Below are 15,413 nucleotides of genomic sequence, written 5' to 3' on the forward strand. Positions count from 1 at the left end.
GGGGTCGCAAACAAGTCAAGCTGGTCTCAAGCCTTGCGCACGAATTCCGACTTCAGCTTCATCGCGCCAATGCCATCGATCTTGCAATCGATGTCGTGATCGCCATCGATCAGGCGGATGTTCTTCGCCTTGGTGCCGACCTTCACGACCAGCGACGAGCCCTTGACCTTGAGGTCCTTGATGACGGTGACGGTGTCGCCGTCGTTCAGCACGTTGCCGACCGAATCCTTGATGACCCGGCCCTCATCGGCCGCGCTTTCGGCGGCATCGCCCGAGGCGGACCATTCGTGACCGCATTCGGGGCAGACAACGTTCAGGCCATCTCCGTAGGTGAATTCCGAATGGCATTGGGGGCAAGGAGGCAGAGTGCTCACGGCGGTAGGTGGGGTCCGTATCGGTTGAAGGGCGTGGATATTAGCCTGCCTTCATGGAAGCAGGTCCTGTTGATCCGGCAGCAGCGAGCTTGAAGTTTCGGAGGGCTCCATCGTGTTGCGCCCGTGTCCACGGCCGCTCAGTTCAATGTGTCGAAGAGCCGGAAGATCCACGACAGCTGTTAAGCCAGCATGACCGGGGTCAGGTCTTTCACCGGGTCGTAATGCTGTGCCGGGGTCACCAGCACCGTGGCCGCCATCTCGTTGCTGGAGCCGGCCAGCAGCGTGTAGCCGTCGGCCGGGCTGCTCACCGCGCGCTTTACCGCAACCACGTCAGCGGCGCCGGTCAGGTTCCTCGGCCAGCGACAGTCAGCTTCTGCTGCTTGTTGGGCTCTGGCTTCCGCGACTTGCCGATCCATAGACTAGTGATTCAGATGCGATCCACGGTCGGGAGTCACGAAGACGTGAATCCAGCTCTTGTTGGGCTAGTGCAATGCGGACCGGTCTGACGGTGGCGCCAGCACGAAGAAGTCCTCAAGGGCGCGATGTGGTAGTTCGTAGCCGAGGGTCGTGAACGCGACCCCTGCAGCTTCGCGCGGGGCGCGGTCCTTGTTGAGTGGATACAGCGTACAAGCCAAGCCGGCGAGCCAAAGGGGGTCAATTTGCCCATCACAAAGCTCGTGGAACTCTTCTTCGAACTCGATAAGCCATGTGTCGTGATCGGACAGCGCGCGGCCCGCGATCATGAGGGGGCGGTCAGGTTTCCACATCGGCGAATGGTAGCTTGGGGCACTTTTCTTCGGTGCCTCGCGCAAATCTCCCGCACGGCTATTTGCCTAAAATTTGTGCACTAGTCGATCAAATCCCCGACCTTTTGGGGATCTCAGCTGCGAGAGACCCGCCGCAGTGGAGCGAAACGAGAAGACCGTCCGATCCCCCTGGCCGCGGGTCATGGATCGCCTTGGCCGAGGCACCAGCCATCTCAAGCAGGAATGCTCGCAGGTGTTGAAATTATTCAACATTTCAATTATCGTTGAATCATGGAAGAAAAAAACGTCATTCAAGCCTTGGCCGCTCTGGCTCAACCCGTTCGCCTTCAGGTGTTTCGGGCGCTTGTCGTTGCAGGTCCGGGTGGGCTCACGCCAGGTGTGCTGGCGGAACAACTCGCAGTGCCATCGACCAGCCTTTCGTTCCATCTCAAGGAGTTGACGCACGCCAACCTGGTCAGCCAGGAGCGCGACGGCCGCAACCTGATCTATCGCGCGGTGTTCGAGCAGATGAATGCGCTGCTCGGCTATCTCACGGAGAACTGCTGTCAGGGCGAGGCGTGCCTCACCGACAGCGCCACTGCCTGTGAATGCTGAAGGAGAAACCCATGAAGCGCTTCCACGTCCACCTGCATGTCGATGACCTCGCAAAGAGCATCGCTTTCTACTCCAAGCTGTTTGCTTCGGCGCCTTCGCGCGTTGAAGTCGACTATGCAAAATGGATGCTCGACGATCCGCGCGTCAACTTCGCCATATCGACGGTGGGAGAGGCGAAGGGCATCGACCACCTCGGCTTTCAGGCAGAGAGTTCGGACGAGTTGATCGAGCTGAAGCGCCGAGCCGGCGCGGCGGATCGCACGGTGTTCGATGAGGGCGCGACGACTTGCTGCTACGCCAAGAGCGAAAAGCACTGGGTCACTGATCCCCAAGGGATCGCTTGGGAACACTACCAAACCTTCGAGGACAACCAGAGCTTCGGTCAGCGGCGCGACCTGGTCAGCCAGCAGGTGCAAGGATGGTGCGAAAAAGCCGCTGATCGCGTTGGCCTCACCAAGAGCAAGAACGCCTGCTGCTGACGGCCGCACCATGCCCCAAGAACCTGTCGCTGCGCCACCCGAGTCGGTGGTCAAGTCCCTCTTTGTGCGCGCAGAAGCTGAGTCTCTCGCACCCGTGCGAACGCTTCTTCGCGAGGCCGGCCTGCCCGAATCCGATCTGCGGGAGGAGCACATGGAGGCCTTCTTCGTGAGCCGTGCCGGCGATGAAGGGATCCTTGCCTGTGTCGGCCTGGAGCGATTCGGCGACACCGCCTTGTTGCGCTCCCTCGCGGTTCGCGCTGATGCACGTGGCCATGGTGTGGGCGACCAGGCCCTGAAGACCATGGAAGCCTTCGCTGCGTCGAAAGGCGTGAATCGCCTCTGCATCCTGACCACCACGGCAGAGCCATTCTTCGAGGCCCGAGGCTTCGAGCGCTGCGACCGCACCGCGCTGCCGGCATCCATGCAGGCGAGCAGCGAATTCAAGAGCCTGTGTCCGGCCTCGGCCGTGTGCATGTTCAAAGAGATCAACCCCACTTCCTCCACCAATAGACATCGTCATGGCTGACAAGACATACAACGTGCTGTTCATCTGCACTGGAAACTCTGCGCGCTCCATCCTGGCCGAGGGCCTGCTGAACCATCTGGGGGGAGGGCGATTCAAGGCCTACTCGGCCGGTAGCCACCCAACTGGCAAGGTCAACGCGTATGCGTTGCTCACTCTGGAAAAGATGCACCTTCCTACCACTGGCTATCGCAGCAAGAACTGGGACGAGTTTGCAAAGTCGGATGCGCCGGCAATGGATTTCGTCCTGACCGTGTGCGACAAGGCTGCGGGTGAGGTGTGCCCGGTGTGGCCTGGCCAGCCGATGACCGCGCATTGGGGCGTAGCCGACCCTGCAGCTCTTGAGATTTCGGATGAGGCCACAGAGCGTCAGTTCATGGACACCGCCCTCACATTGAAGCGCCGCATCGAACTGATGCTGGCATTGCCCCTGGCCCGGCTCGACTCGATGGCCATCCAGCGCGAAATCCGCGACATCGGCAAGGTTCAGAAGGCTGCGCAATGACGCTCAACGTACTCATTCTCTGCACCCACAATTCGGCCCGCAGCGTGCTGGCCGAGGGCATGCTCAACCACTGGGCCCAGAAGCTCGGCAAGGACGTGAAGGCGTTCAGCGCCGGCAGTGCGCCCAGCGGAAGAATCAACCCGTTCGCCATCGAGGTGCTGCAGGCGGCCGGCGTGAACACCGAAGGCTTTCGCAGCAAGAGCTGGGACGAGTTTTCCACGCCGACCATGCATGTGGTGATCACGGTGTGCGACAGCGCGGCGCAGGAAACCTGCCCCTATTGGCCGGGCACGCGTGTCAAGGTGCACTGGGGATATCCTGACCCGTCTAACACCGAGGGTGGCGATGCTGCCAAGCGGCAGGCCTTCGAGCTGACGCGCCAGGCGATCTCCTATCGCATGCTGCAACTGCTTGCACTGGACAGCCCGGAAACGATGAGCGACGCCGAGCTGCAAGAGCGGCTGAAGCGCATCTCTGCGAACTGACCCTATGAGCGCAGTCATCGAAAGCCCGCGCGCCAGCGCGGCTCCCATGAGTGTGTTCGAGCGCTACCTGACAGTGTGGGTGTTCCTCTGCATCGTCGTCGGTATCGCGTTGGGGCAAATGTTCCCGGCGGCATTTCAGGCGGTGGGCCGCCTTGAGGTCGCGAAGGTCAATATTCCAGTGGGCGTGCTGATCTGGGTGATGATCATCCCGATGCTACTGCGAGTCGACTTCGCGGCCCTCGCGCAGGTAAAGAACCATTGGCGCGGCATTGGCGTGACGCTGTTCATCAACTGGGCCGTAAAGCCGTTCTCCATGGCCTTCCTGGCATGGCTCTTCATACGCCACGTATTCGCCGGCTCGCTACCGGCCGACCAGCTCGACAGCTACGTCGCCGGTTTGATCCTGCTGGCCGCCGCCCCCTGCACGGCGATGGTCTTCGTCTGGAGCCGGTTGACCGGCGGTGATCCGGTCTTCACGCTGTCGCAGGTTGCATTGAACGACGCCATCATGGTGTTCGCCTTTGCGCCCATCGTCGGTCTGCTGCTGGGCCTGTCGGCGATTACGGTGCCGTGGGACACGCTGATCACCTCCGTAGCGCTCTACATCGTGCTGCCGGTGATCTTCGCGCAGGTGCTACGCAAGCAACTGCTCAAGAGTGGGCCCGCGGCCTTCGAGCGCGCCATGCATCGCATTGGACCGTGGTCGATTGCGGCGTTGCTTCTGACGCTCGTGCTCCTGTTCGCGTTCCAGGGCGAGGCCATCATCAAGCAGCCGCTGGTGATCGCGATGCTCGCGGTGCCGATCCTGATTCAGGTGGTGCTGAATTCCGGCCTGGCCTACTGGCTCAACCGCAAGCTCGGCGAGAAACACAACATCGCGTGCCCATCCGCGTTGATCGGCGCCTCCAACTTCTTCGAGCTGGCGGTGGCCGCCGCCATCAGCCTGTTCGGGTTCCACTCTGGCGCGGCGCTGGCCACCGTGGTCGGCGTGCTAATCGAGGTGCCGATCATGCTGGCCGTGGTGAAGGTGGTGAACTCATCGAAAGGTTGGTATGAATCATGAGCTGCCGAACATTGCCAACTGCGCGTGTTCGTGGGGGCGCATGCTCACCATCTCCAGCCAATCTTCGGTAGCCAAGACCTTTCTTGAGTTCGACCACACGGGCCGTATGAAGCCCTCCCCCACTACGAGCGCGTGGGCGATGTGATGGAAGAGCTGGTGAAGTTCATGCTTCTCACGCGAGACTGCGCGGACTATCTGGTCGACCGCTACAGCGAACGACGCGAGAGCGCTGAGGCGTGGTCGAGGCGAGCTAGCCTTCGCGGCCGCCCAGATACTTACTAAGTGCAACCGGGCGGGCAGTAACATGCGCCCATGTGGAAGCCCGCCAGCCCCATCGTGATTGCCGGCCGCACCCTGACCGATCAGGAGGCATGGTGGCACGAGTTCAGGGACGAGTTCTACGGCCTGTACGAGGGCGTGGTAGATAGCGACTTGCTCGCCATAATCTGCGGCACGATCTACCCGCGCGCACTCAATGACGACCCACGTCATGTCGCCCGTCTGGCCCACGCGGTGCTGACGTACGAGCGCCCGGAACTTGCCGAAGCCCGGCGCGGGGCGCGCGCGCATCCGTCGCGCACGGCCGCGCCGCGGTCTATGCGGTGCACCTGCTGCCGCCGACCACGGCGGTAGCTCAGAAGAGAAGCCCTCCACGCCCAACGCGTCGGGCGATACGTGGATCAGACCTTCGCGTCCGCGTCCTCTTCCTGCTTCGTTCCGCTGGGAACAAAGGTGACGCCGTGATGGTTCAGGTAATCGCGAATCAAGCGCCGCACCACCTGCGAAGGAGTGACGTCCTGTCGATCACAAAGCGCCTCGAATGCTTTCTTCTTTGAGGGATCGATCAGCACCGTCAGGCGCGCTGTCTTGAGTTCCATGTGATGTACCTATGTCAGTTCTATGATAATAACAGTATCATTCAGAACAACTAAATTGCAAGCTGGAGAGAGCCACTCGCTCTCTGTCTGGCCCGGCTGATAGAGCCGCTCACTTGCATGTCTCGTTGACTGGCGCATTGCATGTGGCGCGGCATCCCGGAATTGGGCGGCACTTCGCCAGAGATGCTGCAAGCAAGAGCCGGATGCTCAGTCTTCCCGCGTCGCCTGCTCAAGAACGGCCATGACAGCACTCAGTGTCGCAGTCTTTGTCCTGCTGCTTGGTGCAGTCGTTTGTTTGCTGCCTCTGCGTAGCGCACACACGCAACTGTTGGAACACTCTCTCAGGTTGTCGCAACAGGCCTCGCATGGTCATTCGCGATCCCCGTTCTGACCGCATTACGCTGTTGATCGACGAACTGGCATAGCCCTATCCGAAGCACTGCGCAAGCGCATTGGGCGTTCCCTCAAAGTGAGATCGATGCCGCGCTTGCGGCGGCAACGGCTGTGAGTTCGAAGTCAATCCGCTGGTCAACTTCAACATCGCGCGCTACGGCATCGGCATCGAGACCTCTGCACGACATGCGGACGGCTTGGTACTGACGGGACCGAACACCCGCAACATGGCTGTGGCGCTGGAACGGTGTTGAGGCGGCATGCCCGATCCGAAACGTGTGATCGCGGTCAGGGTCTGCGCGATATCGGGGAGTCCGTTCGAAGGGGTGGGAACCCTGGAGCGGAGTTTCCTCCGGCGATTCAAGCCCACGCGATCTGTACCCGGGCGTCCATGCACCCGCTCACCTTTGTGCGCGGGGTGCTCGATCTGCTCGGGCTCAAGAGCTGAAATCACTGCCGCTGACTTGCCGGCGACAAGCTCTTTGAGTTTCTTGTGGCTCGAAAACATGTTAATCAAACACGCATTACAATCGACTTTCAGGCGAACCTTATTCGCCTTTTTACGCAAGCCGAGAACGCGCTGGAGGTGCGATTGGCTTGTGCTTCGTCGAGGGGGCCTCGTTCGGGCGGCGCCGACAAGCGCCGTTGAGACCGTCAAAACGGTCCATTCCTTCCCGGAGATGATTCATGCGCAACGATCTGTGGAGCCTTGTCAGGCAGGTACTGGAAAGCGAGCCCGAACTGACGGTGGAACAGACCGTCCCGGCGTTTCAGGAAGGTAATGACATCGCGATCCTGAACGTTGGAACGGATCGCGCGGTCGTCATCACCTTGCTCACCGACATCGCGCCGACGGATGTCGTACGCCAGGGTGTCCTGGCCCATCAACGGATGACCGCCCTGGGCACCTCCCGGTTCCAATGCTTGCTCGTGTTGCCGGGCATCGAGCTCAGGGCACCGGCGGTTCTCACGCCGCGTGTGGTGATCACCAACACGAGCATCGATCACATTCGAGCTTCGCTGGTACAGATGGTCAAGCGCTGACTCTCGAATCTCTACAGCATTCAGCCCCTGTCTCCGCCTTTGCCTCATGCCCGATCACTTCACGCCTGCGCAGCACGTCAAGCCGTTCATCTACGAGACTGCTACATCCAAGAACCTTCATTTCTGCATCAGCGACATTCAAAGCCGCATGCGCGTCGGCGACCCCAATGCGCTCGCCCTTGAATACACACGCACGATGATGGGCTTCCTGCTCTTCAAACCAGAACCTCGAAGTATCGGGATGATCGGCCTGGGGGGCGGATCGCTGGCCAAGTTCTGCTACCGCTACCTGAGCCGCGCCAGAATCCAAGTTGCTGAGATCAATCCGCAGGTCATCGCCTTACGTGAGGAGTTTCATATCCCGCCCGATGACGCTAGGTTCATCGTGTTTCAGGCCGATGGCGCTGATTTCGTGCACCACGGTACGGGTCGCTTCGATGTACTGATGCTGGACGGCTACATCCTCGAAGGACTGCCGCCCCAGCTGGGGTCCCAGCGTTTCTACGATGGCTGTTACGCCTCGCTCAGGCCTGACGGGATCATGGTGCTCAACCTGCAGTACGGCGACACCGACACCGACGCGCATCTTGCCCGTATCCGTCACAGTTTCAACGACGCGGTCCTGGTGGTCGAAGATGGAGAGGAGAGCCACAGCATCGTGTTCGCCTGCAAGGGCAATGCCCTTGAAAAATTTCCACTGGGCGCGATCCGCCGTCCGCCCGACCTGGACCCGGCTGCCACCCACCAGTTGCTTGCGGGCTTCGCTCTGATCGCATCAGTGCTGAAAGATCAGCGAAGCTGATGGCGAACTTCAGTGCACGTTGACATGCTCCAAAAGTTAAGGCGCCTCGCGAACTTCCGGTATGAGCTGCCGTGTGCCTCACTGTCGAACCTAGGTGGGTAGCGAGCACCACCTCTTCACTCACATACCTTGATGTCCGACCACCTCGAATGCCATCCGCATCCACGCCCGTTTGTGGACAGTTCGCTGAACTCGAAGACGCTGCACTTCTCGATTTGCGACGTTCAAAGCAGGATGCAGATCGATCGGCCGAACGATCTCATGCTGGCATACACACGGCTCATGATGGGATTTCTGCTGTTCACCCCCAATCCCCGCCACATCGCGATGGTCGGATTAGGCGGTGGATCGCTGGCAAAATTCTGCTACCGGTATCTGCCCGACACCCTGATTCAGGTACTGGAGATCAATCCCTACGTGATCGCATTGCGAAACGAGTTCGAAGTGCCTCGGGACGATCACCGATTCAATGTCCGAAAAGAGGATGCCGCCGACTACGTTCGCACAGCCCCCTATCGCTTCGACGCGATCATTGCTGACGGATTCGATGCCAATGGAGTCCCGCCAAGTCTGTGCTCGCAGGCCTTCTACGACAACTGTCATGACAAACTGCAGCCCGAGGGGGTTCTGGTGGCCAACCTGCACACGGGTCACGAGCACTTTCCAATACAGCTTGAACGAATGGCACGCAGCTTCGCTGGCCAGGTCATTGCCGTTGATGATTTCGAGTGCAACAACGTCATAGTTTTTGCGTTCAAGGAAGTCGCAACATCGAGGCGCCTTCTCGGCAATCTGAAGCTCTGCGCAATGACGTTGGTGCCCGAAGCGTGGCACCAACTGGAGCCGAGTTTCTTCAGGATCGGGAAGTCGGCCAGCGGAAAAATGAACCACGCCCGGGATTGACCACGTGAGCATCGGCGCGATCGTTCGGATGGTCCAGGATAGCAACCGGCCCATGTGTCAAGATTTTTCTCTTGGACTCCGACTGCATTGCGGTCCGTGGGCGAGATGCTGTTGGCGATCTCCGATACCGGAGTCGCCATGATCGGGCAGTCTCAATCGAAGCGCGTTGGCAACAGGGACTGGCTGATACGCACATACATGGCCTGGAGCACCGCTGAGCAGTGCTTCGCAGGTCGTGCAGAAATTTTCCAGGCAGGCGCCCTCAAATGCCGGATCACGTTGCCCAGAGACTTCCTTGAGGCCGACGCTGCGACCACCTCACTCCACCGCAGAGCGGAGGACTTCATCGCCGATTGGTCACGCCGCGAACACGGCGCTGAGACGGAGTTCAGCGAGCTCTAGGTTCCGTTCCGTCCGCAGCCCCGCCATCTGTGCGGCTCTTTCCCACGGCGGGAGGGTTGGCCGGGAGATTCGCGCACGCAACCGAAGCTCACATTGTCACCATTGGTGCGCTTGATCACCATGCCACGTTGGCGCACTGGTGATGAGCTATTGCGCACTGGGCCACGGTCAACGGAGCGGCTAAGTTCCGATCGGCGCCAACAGCCTTGGACTTCGGTCTGTGCGCCAACGCACGGTGCGAAAACATCCTGAGCAGTAGAGTGGCTACTCAACTGCCTCAATAGAGGGCGACATGACACCTTTCCAGGTCACTGCCGAGTCACTGCTTTGGAGCTGCCTCGGTGGGCACAGCATGCCGAAGATCTCTTCCTGTGATCTCAGCGCCAGCATTCGGCAACACTGATTCACGCTCAAGGGGATTCAGGTCTTCCGTCCGTTCGAACCGTGTTGATAACGGACAGAACGGCGTCGACCACAGCATCGGGGTCGTCGAACTGAATGTTGTGCCCGGAATTCGCCAGTAGCTGGTGTCGACTTCGCGAGGACCACGTTGCGAGGTCTTCGTGCAGCTGCTTCCAGATGGCTTGAACCTGATTGCCCTGCTCGGGCGTGATCTTCATCCCCCGGAGTTCCGCCGTGGTGTACGGAGCCATTGCCGTAAGCACCACCAGTGGACGACTGCCCAGATCCCGAAAGGCACGCGCCTCGGCGAGCGTTCTGTTGGTCGAGTCACTCTCCGCGAGTTGCGTACTCAATGATTTTGGAGCGTAGGCGCGAATTGCTCGTGCATCGCGCTCACTCTGATGCGGTGCCTGCGGCAGGAGCACCGGTGCTGCCGCGCGAAGGATGCCGGACCACGCGAATGCCACACCGATGCGAGACAGCATGGATCGGGATTCCGTCATCAAGCCAGCGACGCGCTCGACCTGCTCCGGATGGGAGGGATCAACAAGAACTAATCCCACCACTTCGCGGCCGAAATGCCTCGTGAAACTCATGACGTAGAGACCGCCCAATGAGTGGCCAACCAGCACGAACGGACCATGTTCGCCTGCGTTGATCAACGTCGCGTGAAGTTCGATCGCCACACGCTTGCCATCTGGAGCAGCATCCGAAGGATCGCTCCACATCAACCCCGGGCGGCTGTATGCGCATGCCCGAGTGTGCGCAGCGATCTTCCCCTGGACTGCTGACCAGCTCAGCGAACCGTCAACGCTCAATCCTGCTTCGAACACGACTGTGGGCACGCCGGAGCCTTGGCAACTTAGCTGGACACTTCGACCACCGATATCGACCATTTTTCCGGGCGGGGGGAAGTCCAGGGCGGCGCGGTGTTGACCGACGCGCTCGTAAACAATGCCTGTCAAAACGAACGCGGCAACGAGAATCGCGCCCCCAAGACCGATCCCCAGTGCTTGAAGTTTCGAGGGCTTCACTGTTCGACCTCATTGGCCCAGGGTGCGGTGACGGACCGCCGGGCCATGGCGCATCGCTCACGCGGAAATTGCCTCTTTGCTCTTTGTAATCCAAGTGGCGGGGGATTGGTGGATAGGCGACCGAGATGGGATGAGAAATGGCCCAGAGCCGAATTCCGTCCACCGACCAAAGCCACAGGATAGCCACGCCGATGTAAACCCCGCCGTAGGCGGCATACACGCGACCAGCCGCCGCTGGGTGCAGGGAAAGCAGCCAGGCGACAGTGCCAGGCTGATCCCGGCTGGCACAAGCAACCAAGCGGAGCGGTCTTGCTTGAGCCACAGGTACGGCAGGTAATCGGGGAGAAGTGCTTGCCTTCTCAACGCCAGCCGTCGGCGAACCGCCCAAATAACTGGGAGGACGGTGTCCTTACCTTCGGCCGCCTGGACATCCTCGTGAACAATGCCGCCATCGCCATCGGCAAGCCACCAAGAACCACCTGCGCGAAGGCGGGCGAAAGCAATTCTGGGAGGTGGGAAAATTACACTCATCCGCTGCCAAAAAAGGAGCGCCTGGTGCCGAAGGATTTTCTTAGAAGGATTGGGAGTGCAACGCTCCCGTGGGCCGTGACTGACCCGGCGGACCTGCGCGATCTGTCGTTGCTAGTTGCAACGGACCTGGTCGAGGCGATCCTTCCGACCGATAGCGAGACGCTCGATCTTCCAGGTGTCGTCTTGCGCATCACGCCATCGGGCCGCGCCGAACTCCGCTAGATGCACGCCCGGCAGGTTTAAGAAACCGCTCAGACCTTTTGCTCCGTCCCCACTACCGAAGCACCAGGACAGGCAATGTGGAGTGCGCGAGCACGTGCTGTGTCTCGCTTCCCAGGAGGATGCGCTTGATGCCTTTTCGCCCGTGCGAGGCCATCACGATCAAGTCATTCTTGTGCTTCCTCGCGGCGGTGAGGATCGACTCGCCAACGAGATCCGAGTTGACCGTGATTGTTCGGGCGCGCACGCCACTCTTCCCGGCGAGCGCGCTGACCTTTTCGAGCATTGCTTGCGCATTGTCGGCCCATTGCTTTTCCACGCGACCAATCTCTTCGGCGGAGAAGCGCACGGAGCCTTCAAAGTAGCTTCGAGGGTAGCGAGGCACAACGTTGAGTGCCACCAGATCGGCGTCGTGGTCCGCTGCAAGTGCAATCGCGGCTGCGACCGCCTTCTGAGAGAGTGCGGAGCCATCGGTCGCAACCAGGATGCGCTTGAACATGAGAAGGTCTCCGGTATGTGTCGTGTGAGTTCGGTGGGAAATCTTCGGAAGATCGATGAGAGCCAATGACCGGGCTCTCAATCCAGCGTGATCAAGGAGATGAACGCCCGGAAGCCGAACCACAACGCGATGGCGCACAGTGCGACGCACAGCGCCAGGAACCACCATGCACCGGCAGACATGCGTTTCTGTGTGCTGGGACGACGCGAGTGCATCCTGAATTCAGTGTGTGCGAGGAGCACAGGTACTGAACCCCAGTAGGGAATACGCCGGGCAGTTGCCAAACACGCCGGTCACCAGAGGGACCACGCCAAGATATCCCCAGGCGCCGATGGATTCCATCGCAGCCAAGGCGATCAACAGCACGCCTGCGCTTATGCGCACTGCGCGATCGAGGGTTCCGACATTGCGTGAGAAGAAGGACATTGGACGCTCCATGACCGTGGGTTGAGTCGGGGATCATCCTGCGCGCCCGACCAGGCCTGGACCTTGAGAAAAATCAAGATCCCTGCGGCGGCGGCTCCTTGCTCCAAATGACCGGCGGTGACGCAGTGCGGGGCGTTCCAGCCTTGATCAAGACTGCATGCTCAAAACGGGTCGGACTTTGAAGGCTGAACGGCTGACTACGAGGCAGCGGGGCGGTCAGTCCGCACTTGAAGCGTATAGGTTGCTCGGCAGGTACGCCTCGGGCTTCAAACTCAGCTTGAGACCTGCCAATCATCGTGAGATCGCGACACGCCCCTCCCAGGTTATGCGAACCTGCTCTCGACTGTCCCCTGGGGTGATCATTTCTGCATCGGTTGGAAGTTCAAGATGTTCCACCGCCACGAAAAGTGCACTAACGCTATCGCGTAATAAGGCAGTCACGCGCGGCTGACACCATGGCAGATTCCCACATGGTGCCTACCCTTGCCGAGCCGATCACACCTTCTGTCACCATGCCGGCGGCTTGGCCTCAGGCTTGACGTCGCTCGCGGCAATGTGGGGCGCAAGGATCGGCCGGGATGCGCTCGCACGCGGCAGGACTGATCCATGGCGGCGCCGTGTGGTGGCTGCTGTGTGGGCTGGCGGGATCGGCGTGGGCGTCCGATGACCGCAAGACACCGCCGCAGCCCTTGCAGGGCAGCCAAGCCGCGGCACCCGCCTTCAACAGCGCGCCGCTCGACTTCGACATCCCGGCACAACCGCTGGGCGCGGCGCTCAAGCGTTACGCCACGCACTCCAACCGGCCGACGCTGTTCCGCGGCGAGATGGTGGTCGGTCGCACCTCCTCACCTGTGCACGGGCGTTATTCACCCGAAGCGGCCTTGCGCCTGCTGCTCGAAGGCACGGGCCTGATCGTGGAAAACGTCCACGGCGGCCCGGCCGACGCGCTGATTCTGAAAGAGGCCGGCGCCACCACGAACACCGCGCGCACGGGCACCGGCACCGAAGGCGTGGACACGGACTACGGCGCCTGGGTCCAGGCGCGCGTGTGGCAGGCCCTGTGCGCCGATCCGCGAACGGCGCCGGGACGGTACCGTTCGCTGCTGCGTTTCCAGGTCGATGCCGAAGGGCAAATACAGCATCCGCGTCTGCTGGCAACGACCGGTGATCCGGACCGGGATTCCGCCGTGCTGGCCACGTTGAAGCGCGTGCGCGTCGATCGCTCCCCGCCACCGGACCTGGCGCAACCGTTGACGATGATCGTCCTGCCGCGCGACGCCGGCAGCAGCGCGCCGCAATGCGGCAACGAAGCGGGTTGACGCGCGCATGGCCGAAGACTCACGCCCGCTCCTTATGGACTACCTGGCCAAGCACTACGGCAGCCTCAAGCTGCGCCTGACCCAGTTGCTGGGCAATGGCGAACTGGCCAGCGACGCCCTGCAGGACACCTGGTTGCGCGTCCAGAGCAAGGCCCCGGAGGAAGAAGACCCGATCCAGAGCCCCACCGGCTACCTGGTGCGCGTGGCCGTCAACATTGCCATGGACATCCAGCGCCGGCAAAGCCGCACGCTGCCCTACGATGCCGTCAGCGCGTTACTGGAGGTGTCCGACCCGAGCCCCGGGCCTGCGCAGACGGCTGAAAGCCGTTCAGACCTCGAGGCGGCGCTCAAGCTCATGAAACGCATGTCCCCGCGTCGCCGCGAGGTGCTGATGATGGTGCGCGTGGAAGGCTTGCAGCAAAAGGAGGTGGCCCGGCGCCTGGGCGTCTCGCTGCGCACGGTGGAACACGAACTGAAGCGCGCACATGATTACCTGGACGCGCACCTGAACCGTGACTGAAAAAAATAGTTGGGGGATTTGCGTGCGGCCGTTCGTCTTAGCGGGTGAGAAACCTCAAGCCCCACGCGCCTGCGCGGTCCCGTCACCGCGCAGGCGACCCGTTTCGCCCTGCGCCGAGATGCCATGAAGACGTCCGCTGACGCTCGCCCACCACCGACGGCTGAGGAACTGCAACAGCAGGCCCGGGTCTGGTTGCGCCTGCTCACCTCGACCGAGGTCAAGGAAGTCGACGCCGAGGGCTTCCAGCGCTGGCTGCGCACCAGCCCGTCTCACCAGGCCGCGTTCGTGCAGGCCAAGCGTCGCTGGGAGGCCCTGAAGCCGATGGGCATGGAGTTCCTGCGGGCCGATCCCGAAGCCGCGGCCCTCCACCGGCGCGCCATGCGCGGCCCAGCCGCCAGCCGCCGGGCTTTCCTGGGCACGGCAGTGAGCGCGGCCGCCGTCGCGGGTGTCGCCGGCATGGCTGTGGTGCATCCTCCCGGTGGCCTCTGGCCAGCGCCGGGCGAATGGGATGCCGACGAGCGCACGCGCATCGGCGAGCAGCGCGCTGTCACGCTGGCTTCGCGGGTGCAGGTCACCTTGAATACGCAGACCAGCATTCGACGCCATGCGGCGGACGACGAGATGGCGGGCATCGATCTGCTCAGCGGCGAAGCGGCCATCGATCTGCCGGTTGCCGGCCAGCGTTTCGTCGTCATGGCCGGCGCCGGCCGCAGCGTGGCCGAGTCGGGGCGTTTCGAAGTGCGGTATCTGGCAGGCCGGGCGTGCGTGAACTGTCTCGAAGGGGCGGTGCGTGTCGAGCATCCGGCGGGCGTGCGCCGGTTGCAGGCAGGCCAGCAGACCCTCTATGGCATCGACGCTGTCGGCGGTGTCGCCAACGTCGAGCCGGACACCGTGTCCGCGTGGCGCCAGGGAGCGCTCGTTTTCAACGAGGTGCGCTTAAGCGAGGTGCTCGAGGAGATCAATCGCTATCGACCCGGTCAGGTCGTCTTGATGAAGTCCTCCGCGCGCGACTACCGGCTCAGCGGACGCTTCCTGATCGCATCGCTCGATTCGGCGCTCTCACAGATCCAGGGGATGTTCGACCTGCACGGCCGCTCGCTGCCGGCGGGCCTGTACCTCCTGAGCTGACGCGCCGCGCGGGCCGTGACATCCGGATGACGTGCACGCATGTCGCGGGCATGTCGTGCGCCATTGATGCGGTGAGGGACGTCGACATCACTCGGAGAAGACACGCGCCGCAAAAAAAGCTGG

The 15,413-nt window shown here is 61.6% G+C and carries 22 protein-coding genes and 2 pseudogenes; 16 read left to right on the plus strand and 8 right to left on the minus strand.

Translation table 11 applies throughout. The annotated features are described in order from the left end of the window. Window positions 1–26 precede the first annotated feature (26 nt). The 3 genes from IG196_RS04685 to IG196_RS04695 all read right to left on the minus strand — a co-directional run bounded on the left by IG196_RS04685 (window position 27) and on the right by IG196_RS04695 (window position 1,117). Window positions 27–374 (minus strand): zinc ribbon domain-containing protein YjdM, encoded by a 348-nt coding sequence (locus IG196_RS04685; protein ID WP_192195220.1) that lies wholly within the window; start codon window positions 372–374, stop codon window positions 27–29. 179 nt (window positions 375–553) lie between these two features. Then, window positions 554–703, minus strand: a complete 150-nt coding sequence (locus tag IG196_RS04690; protein ID WP_192195221.1) for a hypothetical protein — start codon at window positions 701–703, stop codon at window positions 554–556. A gap of 153 nt (window positions 704–856) precedes the next feature. Beyond that, window positions 857–1,117 carry a hypothetical protein gene (locus IG196_RS04695; protein WP_095743822.1) on the minus strand — a complete coding sequence of 87 codons (261 nt, stop codon included), beginning with the start codon at window positions 1,115–1,117 and terminating at the stop codon, window positions 857–859. A gap of 294 nt (window positions 1,118–1,411) precedes the next feature. Between IG196_RS04695 and IG196_RS04700 the strand changes: the two genes are divergently transcribed. From IG196_RS04700 to IG196_RS04730, 8 genes and pseudogenes are all read left to right on the plus strand, one after another. Continuing rightward, window positions 1,412–1,735 (plus strand): ArsR/SmtB family transcription factor, encoded by a 324-nt coding sequence (locus tag IG196_RS04700; protein WP_192195222.1) that lies wholly within the window; start codon window positions 1,412–1,414, stop codon window positions 1,733–1,735. 11 nt (window positions 1,736–1,746) lie between these two features. After that, window positions 1,747–2,214 carry an ArsI/CadI family heavy metal resistance metalloenzyme gene (locus IG196_RS04705; protein WP_192195223.1) on the plus strand — a complete coding sequence of 156 codons (468 nt, stop codon included), beginning with the start codon at window positions 1,747–1,749 and terminating at the stop codon, window positions 2,212–2,214. 10 nt (window positions 2,215–2,224) lie between these two features. Then, window positions 2,225–2,740: an arsenic resistance N-acetyltransferase ArsN2 gene (gene arsN2, locus IG196_RS04710; RefSeq protein ID WP_192195224.1), complete on the plus strand. Its 516-nt coding sequence runs from the start codon at window positions 2,225–2,227 to the stop codon at window positions 2,738–2,740. After that, the gene (locus IG196_RS04715) at window positions 2,733–3,242 is read left to right on the plus strand and encodes an arsenate reductase ArsC (RefSeq protein WP_192195225.1); all 510 of its coding nucleotides are present in this window, start codon (window positions 2,733–2,735) and stop codon (window positions 3,240–3,242) included. Before arsN2 ends, IG196_RS04715 begins: the two co-directional genes overlap by 8 nt. Further along, a complete protein-coding gene (locus tag IG196_RS04720; RefSeq protein WP_192195226.1) occupies window positions 3,239–3,727 on the plus strand; it encodes an arsenate reductase ArsC in 489 nt (162 codons plus the stop codon). Before IG196_RS04715 ends, IG196_RS04720 begins: the two co-directional genes overlap by 4 nt. A gap of 4 nt (window positions 3,728–3,731) precedes the next feature. After that, on the plus strand, window positions 3,732–4,790 hold the full coding sequence (gene arsB / locus IG196_RS04725) for an ACR3 family arsenite efflux transporter (RefSeq protein WP_192195227.1): 1,059 nt from the start codon (window positions 3,732–3,734) through the stop codon (window positions 4,788–4,790). 31 nt (window positions 4,791–4,821) lie between these two features. Beyond that, a pseudogene (locus tag IG196_RS32315) lies at window positions 4,822–5,072 on the plus strand (arsenical resistance protein ArsH); the annotation flags it as partial. 30 nt (window positions 5,073–5,102) lie between these two features. After that, complete coding sequence (locus IG196_RS04730) at window positions 5,103–5,423, plus strand: hypothetical protein (protein WP_192195228.1); 321 nt, start codon at window positions 5,103–5,105, stop codon at window positions 5,421–5,423. A 47-nt stretch (window positions 5,424–5,470) separates the two neighbouring features. On the opposite strand, the gene IG196_RS04735 is transcribed toward IG196_RS04730, so the two are convergent. Then, complete coding sequence (locus IG196_RS04735) at window positions 5,471–5,668, minus strand: ribbon-helix-helix protein, CopG family (protein WP_192195229.1); 198 nt, start codon at window positions 5,666–5,668, stop codon at window positions 5,471–5,473. Window positions 5,669–6,748: 1,080 nt separating this feature from the next. Between IG196_RS04735 and IG196_RS04740 the strand changes: the two genes are divergently transcribed. The 4 genes from IG196_RS04740 to IG196_RS04755 all read left to right on the plus strand — a co-directional run bounded on the left by IG196_RS04740 (window position 6,749) and on the right by IG196_RS04755 (window position 9,212). After that, window positions 6,749–7,105: a hypothetical protein gene (locus tag IG196_RS04740; protein ID WP_192195230.1), complete on the plus strand. Its 357-nt coding sequence runs from the start codon at window positions 6,749–6,751 to the stop codon at window positions 7,103–7,105. A gap of 46 nt (window positions 7,106–7,151) precedes the next feature. Further along, window positions 7,152–7,907: a transferase gene (locus IG196_RS04745; RefSeq protein ID WP_192195231.1), complete on the plus strand. Its 756-nt coding sequence runs from the start codon at window positions 7,152–7,154 to the stop codon at window positions 7,905–7,907. Window positions 7,908–8,039: 132 nt separating this feature from the next. Then, a complete protein-coding gene (locus IG196_RS04750; RefSeq protein ID WP_192195232.1) occupies window positions 8,040–8,810 on the plus strand; it encodes a fused MFS/spermidine synthase in 771 nt (256 codons plus the stop codon). A 96-nt stretch (window positions 8,811–8,906) separates the two neighbouring features. Next, entirely contained in the window at window positions 8,907–9,212 is a 306-nt protein-coding gene (locus IG196_RS04755) for a hypothetical protein (protein ID WP_192195233.1), read from the plus strand. A 410-nt stretch (window positions 9,213–9,622) separates the two neighbouring features. Here the strand turns inward: IG196_RS04755 and IG196_RS04760 are convergent, their stop codons facing one another. Together IG196_RS04760 and IG196_RS04765 are read right to left on the minus strand one after the other, a co-directional pair. Continuing rightward, a complete protein-coding gene (locus IG196_RS04760) occupies window positions 9,623–10,648 on the minus strand; it encodes an alpha/beta fold hydrolase (protein ID WP_225616927.1) in 1,026 nt (341 codons plus the stop codon). A 148-nt stretch (window positions 10,649–10,796) separates the two neighbouring features. Continuing rightward, window positions 10,797–10,984, minus strand: a pseudogene (locus tag IG196_RS04765) (hypothetical protein); the annotation flags it as partial. Here IG196_RS04765 and IG196_RS31960 point away from each other — a divergent pair. Further along, entirely contained in the window at window positions 10,958–11,401 is a 444-nt protein-coding gene (locus IG196_RS31960) for a hypothetical protein (protein ID WP_225617122.1), read from the plus strand. The pseudogene IG196_RS04765 and the gene IG196_RS31960 sit on opposite strands and share 27 nt — an antisense overlap. Before the next feature lie 52 nt (window positions 11,402–11,453). Here the strand turns inward: IG196_RS31960 and IG196_RS04775 are convergent, their stop codons facing one another. Further along, window positions 11,454–11,897, minus strand: coding sequence for a universal stress protein (locus IG196_RS04775; RefSeq protein ID WP_192192104.1), 444 nt, complete (start codon window positions 11,895–11,897; stop codon window positions 11,454–11,456). A gap of 222 nt (window positions 11,898–12,119) precedes the next feature. After that, window positions 12,120–12,335 carry a DUF2892 domain-containing protein gene (locus tag IG196_RS04780; RefSeq protein WP_412556367.1) on the minus strand — a complete coding sequence of 72 codons (216 nt, stop codon included), beginning with the start codon at window positions 12,333–12,335 and terminating at the stop codon, window positions 12,120–12,122. A gap of 566 nt (window positions 12,336–12,901) precedes the next feature. On the opposite strand from IG196_RS04780, the gene IG196_RS04785 reads away from it, so the two are divergent. From IG196_RS04785 to IG196_RS04795, 3 genes are all read left to right on the plus strand, one after another. Then, entirely contained in the window at window positions 12,902–13,642 is a 741-nt protein-coding gene (locus IG196_RS04785) for an energy transducer TonB (protein WP_192195235.1), read from the plus strand. A gap of 34 nt (window positions 13,643–13,676) precedes the next feature. Next, window positions 13,677–14,162, plus strand: a complete 486-nt coding sequence (locus tag IG196_RS04790; RefSeq protein WP_225616928.1) for an RNA polymerase sigma factor — start codon at window positions 13,677–13,679, stop codon at window positions 14,160–14,162. Between the two features lie 123 nt (window positions 14,163–14,285). Then, window positions 14,286–15,290: a FecR family protein gene (locus IG196_RS04795; RefSeq protein ID WP_192195237.1), complete on the plus strand. Its 1,005-nt coding sequence runs from the start codon at window positions 14,286–14,288 to the stop codon at window positions 15,288–15,290. The last annotated feature ends 123 nt before the right edge of the window (window positions 15,291–15,413 follow it).

It is taken from the genome of Variovorax sp. 38R (genome assembly GCF_014843395.1).
Lineage (GTDB): Bacteria > Pseudomonadota > Gammaproteobacteria > Burkholderiales > Burkholderiaceae_C > Variovorax > Variovorax paradoxus_H.

Excerpts from the sequence above, each read along its gene's own strand:
- IG196_RS04780 (WP_412556367.1), bottom strand. The coding sequence starts at position 12,335 with ATGGAGCGTCCAATGTCCTTCTTCTCACGCAATGTCGGAACCCTCGAT.
- IG196_RS04735 (WP_192195229.1), bottom strand. The coding sequence starts at position 5,668 with ATGGAACTCAAGACAGCGCGCCTGACGGTGCTGATCGATCCCTCAAAG.
- IG196_RS04695 (WP_095743822.1), bottom strand. The coding sequence starts at position 1,117 with ATGATCGCGGGCCGCGCGCTGTCCGATCACGACACATGGCTTATCGAG.
- IG196_RS04795 (WP_192195237.1), top strand. The coding sequence starts at position 14,286 with ATGAAGACGTCCGCTGACGCTCGCCCACCACCGACGGCTGAGGAACTG.
- IG196_RS04750 (WP_192195232.1), top strand. The coding sequence starts at position 8,040 with ATGTCCGACCACCTCGAATGCCATCCGCATCCACGCCCGTTTGTGGAC.
- IG196_RS04720 (WP_192195226.1), top strand. The coding sequence starts at position 3,239 with ATGACGCTCAACGTACTCATTCTCTGCACCCACAATTCGGCCCGCAGC.
- IG196_RS04700 (WP_192195222.1), top strand. The coding sequence starts at position 1,412 with ATGGAAGAAAAAAACGTCATTCAAGCCTTGGCCGCTCTGGCTCAACCC.
- IG196_RS04745 (WP_192195231.1), top strand. The coding sequence starts at position 7,152 with ATGCCCGATCACTTCACGCCTGCGCAGCACGTCAAGCCGTTCATCTAC.
- IG196_RS04730 (WP_192195228.1), top strand. The coding sequence starts at position 5,103 with ATGTGGAAGCCCGCCAGCCCCATCGTGATTGCCGGCCGCACCCTGACC.
- IG196_RS04785 (WP_192195235.1), top strand. The coding sequence starts at position 12,902 with ATGCGCTCGCACGCGGCAGGACTGATCCATGGCGGCGCCGTGTGGTGG.
- IG196_RS04775 (WP_192192104.1), bottom strand. The coding sequence starts at position 11,897 with ATGTTCAAGCGCATCCTGGTTGCGACCGATGGCTCCGCACTCTCTCAG.
- arsN2 (WP_192195224.1), top strand. The coding sequence starts at position 2,225 with ATGCCCCAAGAACCTGTCGCTGCGCCACCCGAGTCGGTGGTCAAGTCC.
- IG196_RS04705 (WP_192195223.1), top strand. The coding sequence starts at position 1,747 with ATGAAGCGCTTCCACGTCCACCTGCATGTCGATGACCTCGCAAAGAGC.
- IG196_RS04715 (WP_192195225.1), top strand. The coding sequence starts at position 2,733 with ATGGCTGACAAGACATACAACGTGCTGTTCATCTGCACTGGAAACTCT.
- IG196_RS04740 (WP_192195230.1), top strand. The coding sequence starts at position 6,749 with ATGCGCAACGATCTGTGGAGCCTTGTCAGGCAGGTACTGGAAAGCGAG.
- arsB (WP_192195227.1), top strand. The coding sequence starts at position 3,732 with ATGAGCGCAGTCATCGAAAGCCCGCGCGCCAGCGCGGCTCCCATGAGT.
- IG196_RS04790 (WP_225616928.1), top strand. The coding sequence starts at position 13,677 with ATGGACTACCTGGCCAAGCACTACGGCAGCCTCAAGCTGCGCCTGACC.